This window comes from Agrobacterium sp. CG674, from assembly GCF_053521645.1.
This window is the reverse complement of sequence record NZ_JBNWDZ010000001.1, coordinates 855,483-868,850: the sequence shown is the minus strand read 5'-3', so window position 1 is coordinate 868,850 and position 13,368 is coordinate 855,483. Positions and strand designations below refer to the sequence as shown.

The 13,368-nt window shown below is 52.0% G+C and carries 15 protein-coding genes; 7 read left to right on the top strand and 8 right to left on the bottom strand.

Features of this window, described 5'->3' with window-relative positions:
- Positions 1–17 precede the first annotated feature (17 nt).
- From ACQZ51_RS04255 to ACQZ51_RS04220, 8 genes are all read right to left on the bottom strand, one after another.
- Positions 18–1,556 carry a hypothetical protein gene (locus ACQZ51_RS04255; RefSeq protein ID WP_448775415.1) on the bottom strand — a complete coding sequence of 513 codons (1,539 nt, stop codon included), beginning with the start codon at positions 1,554–1,556 and terminating at the stop codon, positions 18–20.
- Positions 1,553–2,143 (bottom strand): phage adaptor protein, encoded by a 591-nt coding sequence (locus ACQZ51_RS04250; RefSeq protein ID WP_448775414.1) that lies wholly within the window; start codon positions 2,141–2,143, stop codon positions 1,553–1,555. The genes ACQZ51_RS04255 and ACQZ51_RS04250 overlap by 4 nt, the downstream gene beginning before the upstream one ends.
- Position 2,144: 1 nt before the next feature.
- Entirely contained in the window at positions 2,145–2,375 is a 231-nt protein-coding gene (locus ACQZ51_RS04245) for a hypothetical protein (protein ID WP_448775412.1), read from the bottom strand.
- Positions 2,376–2,519: 144 nt separating this feature from the next.
- Positions 2,520–3,473: an SU10 major capsid protein gene (locus ACQZ51_RS04240; RefSeq protein WP_448775411.1), complete on the bottom strand. Its 954-nt coding sequence runs from the start codon at positions 3,471–3,473 to the stop codon at positions 2,520–2,522.
- Positions 3,474–3,489: 16 nt separating this feature from the next.
- A complete protein-coding gene (locus ACQZ51_RS04235) occupies positions 3,490–4,536 on the bottom strand; it encodes a hypothetical protein (RefSeq protein WP_448775409.1) in 1,047 nt (348 codons plus the stop codon).
- A 60-nt stretch (positions 4,537–4,596) separates the two neighbouring features.
- Complete coding sequence (locus ACQZ51_RS04230; protein ID WP_448775408.1) at positions 4,597–4,851, bottom strand: hypothetical protein; 255 nt, start codon at positions 4,849–4,851, stop codon at positions 4,597–4,599.
- 10 nt (positions 4,852–4,861) lie between these two features.
- A complete protein-coding gene (locus ACQZ51_RS04225; RefSeq protein ID WP_448775406.1) occupies positions 4,862–7,102 on the bottom strand; it encodes a portal protein in 2,241 nt (746 codons plus the stop codon).
- A 77-nt stretch (positions 7,103–7,179) separates the two neighbouring features.
- Positions 7,180–8,595: a terminase large subunit domain-containing protein gene (locus ACQZ51_RS04220; RefSeq protein WP_448775404.1), complete on the bottom strand. Its 1,416-nt coding sequence runs from the start codon at positions 8,593–8,595 to the stop codon at positions 7,180–7,182.
- 102 nt (positions 8,596–8,697) lie between these two features.
- Here ACQZ51_RS04220 and ACQZ51_RS04215 point away from each other — a divergent pair, with 102 nt between their 5' ends.
- From ACQZ51_RS04215 to ACQZ51_RS04185, 7 genes are all read left to right on the top strand, one after another.
- Entirely contained in the window at positions 8,698–8,964 is a 267-nt protein-coding gene (locus ACQZ51_RS04215; protein WP_448775402.1) for a hypothetical protein, read from the top strand.
- A complete protein-coding gene (locus tag ACQZ51_RS04210; protein WP_448775400.1) occupies positions 8,964–9,353 on the top strand; it encodes a DUF5681 domain-containing protein in 390 nt (129 codons plus the stop codon). Before ACQZ51_RS04215 ends, ACQZ51_RS04210 begins: the two co-directional genes overlap by 1 nt.
- Positions 9,354–9,419: 66 nt before the next feature.
- Entirely contained in the window at positions 9,420–10,463 is a 1,044-nt protein-coding gene (locus tag ACQZ51_RS04205; protein WP_448775398.1) for a hypothetical protein, read from the top strand.
- A gap of 57 nt (positions 10,464–10,520) precedes the next feature.
- The gene (locus ACQZ51_RS04200; RefSeq protein ID WP_448775396.1) at positions 10,521–11,288 is read left to right on the top strand and encodes a hypothetical protein; all 768 of its coding nucleotides are present in this window, start codon (positions 10,521–10,523) and stop codon (positions 11,286–11,288) included.
- A 77-nt stretch (positions 11,289–11,365) separates the two neighbouring features.
- Complete coding sequence (locus ACQZ51_RS04195; protein ID WP_448775395.1) at positions 11,366–12,016, top strand: AAA family ATPase; 651 nt, start codon at positions 11,366–11,368, stop codon at positions 12,014–12,016.
- 72 nt (positions 12,017–12,088) lie between these two features.
- On the top strand, positions 12,089–12,622 hold the full coding sequence (locus ACQZ51_RS04190) for a hypothetical protein (protein ID WP_448775393.1): 534 nt from the start codon (positions 12,089–12,091) through the stop codon (positions 12,620–12,622).
- 96 nt (positions 12,623–12,718) lie between these two features.
- Positions 12,719–13,156 carry a hypothetical protein gene (locus ACQZ51_RS04185; protein WP_448775391.1) on the top strand — a complete coding sequence of 146 codons (438 nt, stop codon included), beginning with the start codon at positions 12,719–12,721 and terminating at the stop codon, positions 13,154–13,156.
- The last annotated feature ends 212 nt before the right edge of the window (positions 13,157–13,368 follow it).

The window sequence follows — 13,368 nt, the reverse complement described above, 5'->3', positions numbered from 1 at the left end:
CTCGCCTGTTCCCGTATTTAGCGGAAGCCAGCAGAATTAGCGTCGATTTGAACCATGTAGGCTTTCTGCCAATCGCCATTCAGTTGAAGACGAAAGCGGTGAAAGCGGTTCTGCAATCGGAACGGAGCGAAGCCTGTATCGGGATGAGTTGTCGATGGTATTGACCAAGTGACTTCCTCATTGCTGAGGCTTCTCGACCCAACACTGATTGCAACACTTGCGCCAAACCCTTCAAAGAACGGTCTGACACCAAGTACGTTAGTCCGATCACCTGTTAAGCGAGGATCAACCGCACGCACTGAATTAATCAGGTGCTGTTCCTGTGTTTCGATCAACGCGGATAGTGTCGGACCTGAGAACGAGTAGATTTTGCCTGTCACGTCCATGGCCCACATCATCGCGTTGCCACCGGCCCAGATTGGATCATCGAAACTTGCTGGCACATTGTCGATGCTGCCGTACTTGTCCAACTGATCAATCGTCCAAGGCAAACTGCGAGCATTGAACAGGAAATCGGCGGTTGCTTCTGCTTCTGACCATTCCCCTGTCTGGTAGTTGTAGATGAGCATCTTATCCGGCGTGCCATCAACGGCTTCGTTGCTAACGTAGGACCAGTAGATGAGCGTTTCGCGAGGATCGGCAACAGCGGTCATATATTGGAACTGCGATACGTCTGCGTCGGCTAGGAAATACTTATTGACCTTGCCAATACCGATGGGTGCAAGTTGGTCGCCGCGCTCGTGCATGTAGAAGCCATCTTCGCTAAAGAAGAACGTCTTGCCCTCAACCGTAATGAGGCTTTCAGGGATTGTGCAGCCCTTGCCCTCAACACGAGTATCAACGCGGAACACGTAGGGCGCACCAATGTAGGTCATCTGCACAATGGCACGCTGCATGTAGATCCAAACGCTGTCATTGCAGACGATGCCCTGAATAGCGCCGTAGCCGTGAATATCTTGGAAGTCCGCTTGTGTCTGCGCTGAGAATGCCCAATCGCCGGGAAGTTCTTGACCGCTCCAACGGATGCGATTGATCTTTGCACCGTCGAGCGGGTCCCATGTGTTTCCGAGGATCACGAAACCCTTGTGGGTGCCGATGTAGCGGCCACGAGCCAGCGACGTGAGCGGTTTAAATGTTGTCCCCGGTGCATCGTCGCTATTCATGTCGATGTATTGGGGATCATCGTTGAAGTTGCTGAAAATCTGATAGGAACCGAATTCAACAGAGTTCCAGCGATCTCGACTGCCGCTCGTGTAGCCACCGCTGCGGCTCATATCCGTCCAAGCGCGTGTCTCTGGTGACAGACGATAAAGTTTGCTTGCGCAGCCACCATAGACCTTAGCGTTGCCGTACTGGTCTTGCCCTACGGCTGTTCCAGTTGGGCGACTTGCCATCGCAGTGTTTGAGAATACGGCAGCACGACGAAGCGGGTTGTAGGTCACGGAGCCGTTGAGCGCACCGATGCCAGGAGTGACGTTGCGGGCAACAGTGACACCGGGATTGTTGAGGTCTGGAAGGTCGGGACGCCATGGGCCGAAAACGCTATCGAGGATCAAAACAGTGGCCCTCCAAAGTCGATTTCGACTTGGTTGCCGCTGCCTGTGGCGCGGTTATGATCTGCGACCACGTTGGCAATGGCTTCGTTCAGGCTGTTCTTCTCGACTGCTTCGCTGTCCTTGTCCTTCATCCAGCGATAAGCACGAACGAGCGCAGCGTGGAAGATCACGGATGAGAAGCCGTTTTCAGTTAGCCAGTTCGTCGGATGTGTGGTGTCGATGAATGGGAAGCGTGCGTAATAGGAAAGTTCAACGCTGCGGCTCGTGTCCTTCTCAGGGACGAACACCAATTGCTTGCCCTTCTGGTAATAATTGTCAGAGCAAGCGATGAAGTCCTTGCGGTAGATGCTCGTGGGATTGGCTAATTCGCCATCAACCACGACACGACGGGCTTCTTGAAAGTCCGCTGGCAATGTGACCGCATTCGCAGCCGTTGTTAGATTGACGGTTGCTTCTTGCAAATAGTGTTTGATGAAAGGCGCGACATCGGATTGGCCGAGGGCGATGAAACTATCAATCGGCGCATCTGGTCGCATGATGTAATCGGCAACCGCTGTCTTGATCTGGTCGTATGTATTGAGGGCCATATTAAACCCTCAGATTGTTCGTGCGCAGATACTTATTATCTGGATCGTTCAGGAAGCGCTTGAGGCGGTCTCGATCTTCAATCACGCCCTGCTCTAGCAAGTCGAAATACATTTGCGCCGGGAGTTCGGCCTGATGCACGAGATCACCGAGGCGTCCACTTCGGTTGAAAACCGCTTCTGCTGCTTTGTTATTGTCGATCACTTGCTCGACCGGGACCACGTGCTCGATCATGATATGAACGCCGTCCGTGTGCCACCAAATCTGCGTGCCGTCTGGCTTTGTCTCAAAAAGAATTCTGTTCAAATTGCACCATTATTATTTTTATTATTGGGTGCAGTGGGGGCCTTTTGACCCCCACCAGTAGTGGTTATGCGATTAAGCAGTCGCGCGCTTTACGTCCGCGATCTTCGCGTTGCCTTTTTCGTTTTTGCAAACAAGGGACACGACTGTATTAAGCAACTTGCGTTGATACGAACCGTTGGCTGGTAGGTCCTTTTGCTTGAAGCCCTGCAATGTAGCCAATTCCCACAGGTCAGGATCATAAGCGATCACAGTGCGAGAACGTACGCGGTCGTGATACATGACCTCGTAGATCCCGAAGTCGCCTTCGATGATCGAAACCGTATTCGTGACCTTACGATCCTTGGTGTCCATGTTGCGAATAGCGTCACCCGAGAAACGAGAAACGGCGCGCTTCAATCCAGCGGGAAGAATGATCTTCGATGGCTTGCCGCCTGCCTCATGGGAAATTTGCAGCGTATCAAGCAGCAATTCCTCGGTTAGATCGCGGAGTGTTCCATCGACAGGAGCGGACACGAGATGGGTGTTCTCATCAAAGCCGTCCGTGTCACCACCAGCACCATGTGAAACTGCTGTAGAAATCCAAGATTCCATACCAGCGAACAAGCCGCCCTGTGTCATTTCCACGCCGGGACGGCTTGGGTTGTTACCAACGATCGCTTCTTCAATATCGAGTTTGAGAGCCTTGCCCTCAAGACCGATCTTGTAGCCAAGTTCCTGCTTGTAACCGATAGTGCCAACAGCGTTCGCGATATCCGAAACGTTGACCACGCCTTGAAATTCCTGAACGTAATTGTTGCGGCGCTTTGGGGAAGACAGAACGCTATCAACGCTATTAGCGCCTTCTGCGACTGTGTTCTGTGGGTTAGATGGACGAATTTCGTCGGACAGCCATTCAACCTTGCGGTTAGAAGCGGAACGCTTCTTCAAGGATGAGTACAGCGGTGTCTCTGTAGGATCGATGTTGTTAATGATACCATCAACGTCTTCTGCGACGTTCTTGGCGGAATAACTGGTGTAAGTGGCCATTTTTGGCTTCTCCTTATTATAGTAGTTTGCTGAGTGCGCTTGCCGCGTCGTCTAGCGATCCGGTGCGCTTTAGCCTTTGAACGTCCTTCTCCAATGCAGACGTAGTTTTCCCACGCTGCTGTGTTCCCGGCATTGTTAGGGCTGGTTTGGCCTCAATCTTCTGAACCGCCGCTTTGACTTTCTTTGCCGCTTCCATTCCGACCATTGCGTAATGCGCAAGGGCGATGGTGCGAGCGTCAGTGACGTTCAGGATTTCGTCTTGGCTGTAACCTTGATCCTGTAGGAACGAGGACATTTCCACCAAGCGGACATTGGCCTTTTTCGGATCGCCAAACACGTCGGGCAAACGCCCTGCAAGGACTTCGCGACTTTCGATAATTTCGTGTTGTCGCTTTGCTTGCAGATGAGCCTCGTTTTGACGAGCCACCTCATTCTGTGCATCGTAAATCGCCTTGACGGCTTCTTCACGGGCGCTCTGCTTCTGCTGCCATGCATTGCGATCCTTTTCCCAACGAATACGCTTCAAATTTGCTTCGTAAGGATCAGTTTGGAATTCGTATTCCCAATCCGGCTCTTGGCCGAAATCGGACATTTCGAATACCTGTGCAACGTGAGCGGCTAGGTTGTTAAGCGCTTGCTCAGATTGAGCACGAACCTGATGAAATTCGACTTCTTGAACGACCCACTGTTTGCGGAGCGATCCGATTTCTTGCATCTTCTTCGTGTAGTCGGACTGACGCAGATATCCCTTTGTTGCTTCCTCACGAGTAATCTTCTGTCCGTCATGCTCGAACACGATTTCGTTTGGATCGACAGCGGTAGGCTCGTCTGCTTGTTCCGTTTCACCTTCGGCTTCTTCAAGATCGGCTTCGTCGGATTCTGTTTCCAGTGTGTCCGTGTCGTTCTCGACTTCTGCTTCTAGGGTGTTTGAAACCTCATCGGCTTCGTTATCAGCATCTACTTGCTCGGTTGTTCCTTCGGAGTCCAAGAATTGTTCGATGTGTGCGGTGGCTTCCGCCACAGAGTAACCAGTTCCCTCATTGGGAGTGTTGGTCGTTTCCATAAATTACCTCAGTAACGTTAGTGATAACGTATTTATTGAGGCGCACCGTTTTGCTTGCTCTTATGCGTCGGGCACTTGCTGCGAGTGGCTTATTTCGTCCTCTGCCAGAGCAACGTACTTCTCCAATCGATGGATGAAGAGGTCACATGCGTAAACGATGCGATGGACTTCCTCGCGTTCCGAACGGTCGTTTACGTTGGTCTTGCGGAACTGATCGAAAAGTTCTGTCTGCACCTCGTCAACCAGCGCTTTGAATTCTGGCAATGCCAGAACGCGCTTTGCGTTCTGTCCGCGTGCAATAATTTCTTGATTCATGGTCTACTCCTTAAAACTGTGGAGGCATCATGGGAGCCTGCGGAGGGGTCATAGGCTGCTGTTGCATTGCCTGTTGCGCCGCTGCTTGTTCCTGTTGTGCCTGCTGCTGTTGAGCCGCTTTGATTTGCACTTGCGCGTCTTGCGCTGCGATGGCGAAATCAACGTCGCTGCGCTCTCGTGCCTGCTCTTGCTGGATGCGTGCAATATCGACTTCTGCGTTGTATTTCGCTTGTATTTCGGTACGCTTGATTTCCAAGTCCTGTGCCATCTGGTCGCGCTTGAAGTCGTTTTCGATGATGAGTTTGCGCATCTCGAATTCGTATTCGCGGGCCTTTGCTTCCTGATCCAGTTGCGCCTTGATACGCATTTCCTCGATCAGCGCAGCGTTAGGGTCCGGTGGTGGTGGAGCCGGTGGCTGCGGTGGCAATGTCGATGGATCGACAAAGAACGGTGTCGCGTTCTTCTCGCCGCTGTTTTCAGCAATCTTGACCGCCGTGTGATACAGCGTTTGTGGATTGGACAAGCCCATTGGCATCAACTGCTGTTGTAGGCCGAGGATCATGTTCAGGTTTGCGCCATTGCCGATTTTGTCGGTAACGCCAAACGCAACGTTCGCTGTTACGTCCATATCAGCATCCCACATGTCGATCTGGATCGGCGTATAATTGCCTGTGAGGCGACGAATGTAGATTTCCGCGTCCTGGGGATTGGAAACGAACAGATCAACGATGATGCGGAACAGGTAGCGGTAGCCGGTGTCTGCGAACTCACGACAGATTTGTTCGACAAGCATCTGCTGGCTGCTAGCGCGTTGAGCATTTGCCGTTGCTGTCGTGTTTTGCAAATCCGAAGCGTTTACGGAGGCCAGTGCACCACCAACACCCGTTGTGTAATCCAAGTCCTGCTTGAGGCTTTCGAGCATCGGCTGCGCCTGCATCGCTGTGAATGGATGCTGCACCCACGAAATGCCCGCGCTTGGGTCTTCACTGCGGATTGCTTTACCGGCGTGAATATTTAGAAGGTCGTCAGCACGAACGAGGTCTGGATTGTAGACGGTAATCGGGTTTACCGACTTGTTCAGATTGTCATGCTGCGCACGAGTGATCTGCGAGACAAGGCGCTGTGTCGGGCCAACTCGATCAACCATTCCCTGACCGAACAGGGTGTTCGGAATCGAGTACGGGACGAATGCGGCGTATGGGTAGAATTTGCTGACTTCCTCATAATGGAGCAGCACTGGCTTGTTTTCGAGATCACCACCCAAAACCATGCGGTAATGACGACGCTTTTCGCCAGTGATCGCCATCTTCGTGTAGACCTCGTAGACAATCACATCATCTTCGACTTCGCCAATACCATCATCGTAATCGGTCTCCTTGGAGCGCTGCAAAGCCATGCCATCGCTCTCGGCATTGGCTAACGGAACCGACGCAACCTTGGCCTTGTCGAAGCCCATTTCCAGCAGTTCGGCGCGGCTTAGCGTGCGCTTGTGGCCTTGCAATTTCGCTTTGATACCGCCGCTCTGCTGGTCAAACTGCGCGTCCTTGGAAACGATGAAATCTTCCGGTGGAAGGTTCACGATGTTCATTTGACGAATTTCACGGATGCGACGGATTTTGATGTCGCGAACCTTTGGCTTCATCTGCGCTGCGATTGCTGCGAGTTCTTCCGGCATTCCCGGCATTGCCTGCGCAGGAGCATCATATGTCTCGCCGCGCTCTTCAATGATGATCTGCCCTGCTTCTTCCTGCGCGACGAGATCAACCAGTTGCTGATCTGTGAGGCCGGTTAGCACTTCCTCTTTCAATTCCTCACGCTCTTTGCGGAACTCAACCATTGTAATGCCAAGGCCAGTGAGAAAGCCGTTTTTGACCCATGGACTAAGCATTGCGACGTGGGAGTTTTTCGAGCGAACGACGAAATTGCAAACGTCGGTCATCTGATCCGCAATGGGCTGATCGTTTGGTTCATTGGGGCAAAAACTCACGACTTGGTTCTGACTATCGAAGACGCGGATTAGATTTGATGTTGCCCAATCCGTACGTTCCTGAACGTCTGCGCTGATCCACTTGCTCTTTCCATCACCAGCCTTGTCGGTCTGGAACGGTTCACGCATGTAGAGTTTAAGCGCTTCTTCCTGCTTGTTCGCGATGTTTGTAACTGAAACACCAACTGCTTCTTTGACTGCCAATGCGATGCTGCGAGTGATCGCGTCTTCATCAATCTTCTTCGTCTTGGTGATTTTCGCCATTGGGCCTTTCGCAGCGGTTTTATCCGCCGTTCTTCTTTTTATTGATTGTCCCGTATTTATTGTGAGGCGCGTTTCCGTCACTCGTACTGGCGAAGATCGACCGGAGGCGTCCACTCGTACTTGCTTGCGTATCTCGTGGGGCTGATCGCGAATGTCAGACACAACGCATCTGCGTGGTCAGGAGAAACGCCTTTAAAGCGCTTCTTCATGTCTGCCTTCTTCTCGACCTTGATCTTGCCGCTCTCGCTCTCATACGTTGGAAGCAGCAATTCCTTGACGAGGTCTTCGTTGTTCGGGATGCAGACGTTCTCAGTGGCGAACCACTCCTTGCACTCCCACCACAACTGGTCACGCAAGCGGCTGTAAAAATCAGCGCGTCGTGTCGGGCTGGACGAGACAATGACCTTCTTCGCGGGAAGGCCCATGTATTGGAGGTCACTCCACACGCCATTGCCGATACCAATAGCGTCAACGCATACCGCGATAGGTCGCTGCGCTTTGGGCGTTGCCTGATAGAGGTCACGGACCTTGATGGCGAGTTGCTTGGTTTCCAGTCCGCGCCATGAGTGAACGTCCAGCACCTTGTTGTCGTGACGGATCACCAACACGCTGCGGTCGCCGCCTTCAGCCGGATCAAGCCCCCATATGATGGGCAAGCGCTCAGAGGGCTTTGCGTCCTCGTTCTCGATGGCCTGCTCAACGAGGTTACGGGGGATAAGACCGTCAGTATCGCTTAGGGGAAATTCACCAAGGACGAGAATTCTGTATTCGCGTGAGAACCTGCCCCCGTATTCAATTTCAGCGGCTTTGAGGTCTTCTGCTGTGATATGCGGGGCGTCGGTCATGCGACCGTGCACCTTTGTCCACATCGGCGCTATATTGCCGTTCCATGTTTCCCAGAAGTAGCCGCTGGTGCTGGATGGGTTTGAGATCAGGCACAGTTTGCCATTGGGGTCACGAAGCACGTTGACGAGCGCTTCTGTGTAAATCTCATCGGGAACACCTGTGGCTTCGTCTACGAAGACGAAGTTATTGATCTGGTGAATACCGCGTGCCGATGCGACGTTGTCTTTGTTGGCTAGACGAAACTCGGCAAAGCAGTCGGCTGAATTTTTTGCGCGCTGAATGCGGGTTGCAGTTACGTCCCAGAGGTCTTTCCAGATGGGCCGCATCTTCCCGTGAAGGATTTGCAGTTCCTTCCAGATGCCCGATTTGATCTGGCCTTCATTCGGGCCAAAGATCGTTACCTGCACCTGATCGTGTGTGAACAGGCTCCACCATACGAGGATTGCAAGCGCTCTGGTTTTACCAAAGCCAACGCCACCCTTGAACGTTATGCGCTTGTTGTTGCGGAAAGCGTTGCAGAACTCGATCTGCTTGGGGCGAAGGGCATTATCTTGCCCGAACAATGAGATTGCGAATAATTCTATATCGTCGTGGAATTGCTTGAGCAGTTCCAAGAACTGCTTTTGCTCCTCTTCATTGAGGTTCATATTTTGTCTACCGGCTGTTTAAGTCCGGCTATTTATTTTCACCTCACGTTTTGGGCGCTCAAACGCTTGCTCCGGCTAAATACTCGCAGCAGGAGCACACCTATGAAAATTCAATATGAAATCGCAGAAGGCCATAAGCGCGGAGAGAACGGGCTTAACGAGTACCTGAAAATCAATCCCGGCATTGCAGCCGAAGAAGCAACGACTCAATGGATCGAAAAACGTTTCGGAACATGGATCACGACGACGATCAGTGAGGACTACAAATTCGAACAGACCAGTTCGAAGTCGTTTGTCGTGGACTTCACCTACGATGACGATGGCCGGAAGTTCCTTGCCATGCTTGGTGGTCATGAGATGGAGGCATAATGGCGAAAAAGGAACGTGAACTAAGCGAGGCGCAGAAAGCCGCGCTGGCTCGTAACAGTTTCAAGCCGGGGCAAAGCGGCAATCCAAAGGGTCGCCCTCCTGTGCCGGATGAGATCAAGGAAGCGTTACAGGCTAAAACGCTAGAAGCCGTGGAGGTGGCCTATCATCTGATGATGAACAGCACGAACGAGATGGTGCGTTTGAAAGCCACGGATATGTTTCTGGCACCATTCGTCAGCAAGGCCGCGCAGAAAGTCGATGTCGATGTGCAGGTCACACATATGGCTGATATCCTTGCCGATGCAGCCCGCGCACGAAAAGCCCTACAGGGTCAGATCATCGACGCAGAAGTGATCGATGTCGCCCAGCAACCAAGCCTTCCCAACTAAGTGCTGCTTTAAGCAACACTTTACGGCTCATACGCTAAACCCAATTTTCGAGTTTGGGGAATTTGTATGGTAGGCAGCCCTACAGACGAAGAAGAAGTTGATGCTCGCGGACAGGTTCTCGGCGCTGCGATTTCCAGTGCGAGGGAGTATCAGTCTGTTTTTCAAAAACTAGATGCTGCACTGTCGTTTCAAGAAGGCGTCGAACTGGCAAAGCGCACTCTGCCCGTAGAGATCGCACAACTCGATCCCGACCGATTTTACCCCCACACCTACAAACGTGCCGACAGAAACTTCACATCAGAAGAAGCCCGTACTGAACGCAAGCGGGAACTGCTGAGCGTCCTCGCGTACCGAACCACGTCGAACGACTACACATTGAACAGGCTTCGCGAAGTGCGTTTAGCAATCGACGCAGGTACGTTCCGTTTAACGGAAGCCGAACGAGCGGCAAAGATTGCAGAGTTCCAGCGGCTCTCGAACGTCACTTTTCAAGATGGCTTAACTTTGCAGGAGCGCCGGTCAGGAGAAACGGAGAGCGGGCTGTCCGAAGAGACACTTGCGTTCGAACGCAGCCATGATCCCGACGACCGCCGGATTATGCGACGAGATGGCTTTACCTTACGTGGATCAAAGCGGCCAGGTCGCGGTCGTAAACGCAAAGTCCGTAAGACAGCCAGAGAGAAAATAGAGCAACTGCGCCAAACGACGCTTTACCTGAACGCTCGGCAACGCTGGTGGCTTCGTCGTGTTTACAAAGCATGTCGCATGATCGGTCAAATCGTCGATGAACTCGAAGGCTACGCGAAGTATGATCCTCTCATTCGTGAGCCCAATCTAGCGAGATTGCGAAAGCGGTTTCGATATGAGGAACTGACCCACATCGGGTCGAATGATCACGTGCGGCTGGCCCTTGCCGCGTTCAGCGCAAAAACTGTAGAGCGTGGAAGCAAAGAATGCGTGGCTGATCTTGGGCTTGCGGAAACAGCCAATCGGTATTTTTCCTTGTATGAGAACGCCTGCAAAAAGATCGGCGCTTCTTATTTTGAGAAAAACGAGAAAATTAAGTCTATGATTCTAAACGATTTTTACCTGTCGCTATCCGTCCCATGATTTTTTAGGTCTGGGCTACTTTTTGTTCATCGAAACGGCGAACACAAAGGAAAGCCAATGACACTCGAAATCACACAGAAGCAAATCGATGGTGTTGGAGACACCGCGCTACTCTTTGATCTGGGCGAAGCAGCGAAGAAGTTCAAGGCGTGGCAGGACTTGAACGTACGGGCAGATACTGCCCTGTACGAAGTCATGAAACATGCCATGGCTATCGGCAAAGAGTACGATATCGAGATTTTGAAGATCGCTGCCAAGGCCAACAATATTGGCACACAGAAGCACTCGACCATCTTTGGGATAGCGTCGAAACTCGTGTTTCGTGGCATCGATAGTTCCACTGCCAGCACCTACAGCACTGTGATGGAGAAAGCCGACGCGGCTGGCATCACACCGGAAGGCTTGGCCGCGTGGATCATCGAAAACAAGGGCATCGCTAAAATCAGCAAGCCCGACAGTTCGGGTGCTGCTAATACTCGTGAGTTAGCGAACATGCGGAATGTTCAGAAGGCCAAAGCGCTCGCCTCTGGACCGTACAAGGCCATGGTGACAATTGCGGCTCCAAATTCAGCGTTAGTTGATATCAAGGCAGGCAACGGTGACATGGTTCTGCTCGCCAAGTTCAACGACGCTGGCGATATGGATGTTGTCTTCGCTTACAGCGACGGTGACGTGGTTGATACGATGTGGCGCAAGATGGGCGAGGCAATGTCCTCACCGATCAAGCCACGGTTCAGCAATGTATTGGTCACGCCTGCGGAGCCTGTCACGGACGAGCAAGAGGCGGCGATCAACAAAGCCGCAAGCGCGGTTCCCGCGAAGTAATCCAACCCACCCCTAGTTCAGAACAAAGTGCCGGAAATGACTTCCGGTGCTCCCAAACCTCCATGAAAGGAAGCATTATGGGACTGATAGAGAAACACACCCCGAAGTCGGCAATCAAGGATTTCACCCACGATCCAAAGTTGCTGCTGGCTGCGAATGGGTACATTCGTAAGACATTCACGAGACCACTCCTACTCTTTGGAGTTCATGGCACCGGCAAAACAGCGTTTGCGAAAGCGCTGGCCATGGGAATGGCCCCAGATATGCATCCGACCGATGTTTCGTTCGTCGATGTAAGCAGCGACACCAGCATTGAAGCGGTTCGCCGCATCGATAACATGATTGGGCTATTCCCGGTAAACTCACGCAGCCTTCGAGTGATAATCCTCGATGAGGTGGATAACTTCAGCCGACAGGGAATGGAAAGCCTCAAAGGCTTGATGACGAAATATCCATCCACGGAAAGTGGCGTCTTCTTCATTCTCACGACGAACCATCTACAGTCGTTGTCAGCGCCCGTCAGGGATCGGTGCAAAGCCGTGCATGTCCCGGCAACCACTGTCGAAGACGTTCTGCCGGTTGCGAAGTCCGTGTTGGCGGGAGAAGGCATCGAACTTTCCGACAGTACTCTCCGTGCGGCTCTCACAACGGACACATCTCGCCTGTGCTCCTACCGTCAAATGTACGGCGTACTTGAAGAGATCATCACACGCGGCACTGCGCCGTAACAGCCGACTGGAAGTGCTGTTTAAAACAGCACTTCCTCTTCCCCAACAATTTGAGAATCAAAGGAACGTGTGATGAGCGCGAAAGATGATGCACTGAAAACATTCAGTGATTTTGATATTCAATGGACACTACTAACAAACTTCATTGAGGTACGAACCGAATGGAATGATGACATCGCCTACCAGCAAATCCTTGTGAGAACTCCATTTACCCATGACCAAGTGCCTGCGCCAGACATACCGCACAGGGCCGAATGCACTGCGACGGGATTAAAATTCAATGTGACCTACCATAGTCTCGCAGGGATGGTTGAAGTGTCTCAAGATAATGGTGACTGGCAATGGTTTCTAGAGGCGTTTGTCAAAGAGGCAGAGGAAGCCGACTTCGATGAAGAAGACACGCTTACAGTTAACGATATAGCGGTTCTCGCAATTGCAAGTACATTCGCGGTCAAGGGCGACATCAATAAATTCGCCAACTATGCGATGCTGCTGAAACTCTCAGGCATCAAACCCTATGACTACTGCGGGCTTGACTTCACCTCAACTAAAACGTTGCCCAAGTACGGGTACGCAGTGGATGACGCCGATCTTTTTGAACAATGAGACAAGCCCCGGTAGCGATGCCGGGGTTTTTTTGTCTATTGGAAATATCGGAGTAACGATTTCGGTTGTAGATGGGTGCAACCAAGGAGATTGTGAATGGCCTATTACTTCAAGAACCCACTCGACGCGAACGAGACGTTTGAGCGTCTGAAAGGCATCATTGCGAATGTGCCTGACTATTATGGACGACTTACACTGAGCACGAGTGAAGCGGGTTATAGCCGTGGCGACCACACGCTGTTCTCAGGCGACCGCGACAGCGACCTATCCCTATTGAGGCAGTTGAACACTTCTGGCCGTCATTGGCTCATATATGATCGGAAACGGGTAGCCGAAGATTATCAGGCCACGATGATGGACGCTGGCTTAGGCTATGCGGGTGTTGATGTGTTGATATGCGATGTGTTCTTAGCCGAAGGTAAAATCAACGAAGAGACTGAAAACTTCGATGTACTGTTTCTTGTAGGTTGTGAAAGCGCAGCCGACGTGGAGAAGTTCAAGGCGAACTGCGAGAACCGCGACTTGGTTGTTTGAAAAGGTTCTGCCTGTGGATGAACGCGGGCCCCCTTGCGTAATGTTCTGGTTATGTTCTACTCTGGTCTTATGCCGGATAGAAGCCTTGGATATGCTGCTGAGAAGCGAATGATGGTGGTAGCCACTTGCAAGCAATGCAAGCGCGAAGCCAAGGCTTTCGCCAATGACCTCGCGGGTGTTTACGGTCGCCATCGAGACTACCGCACGATTAA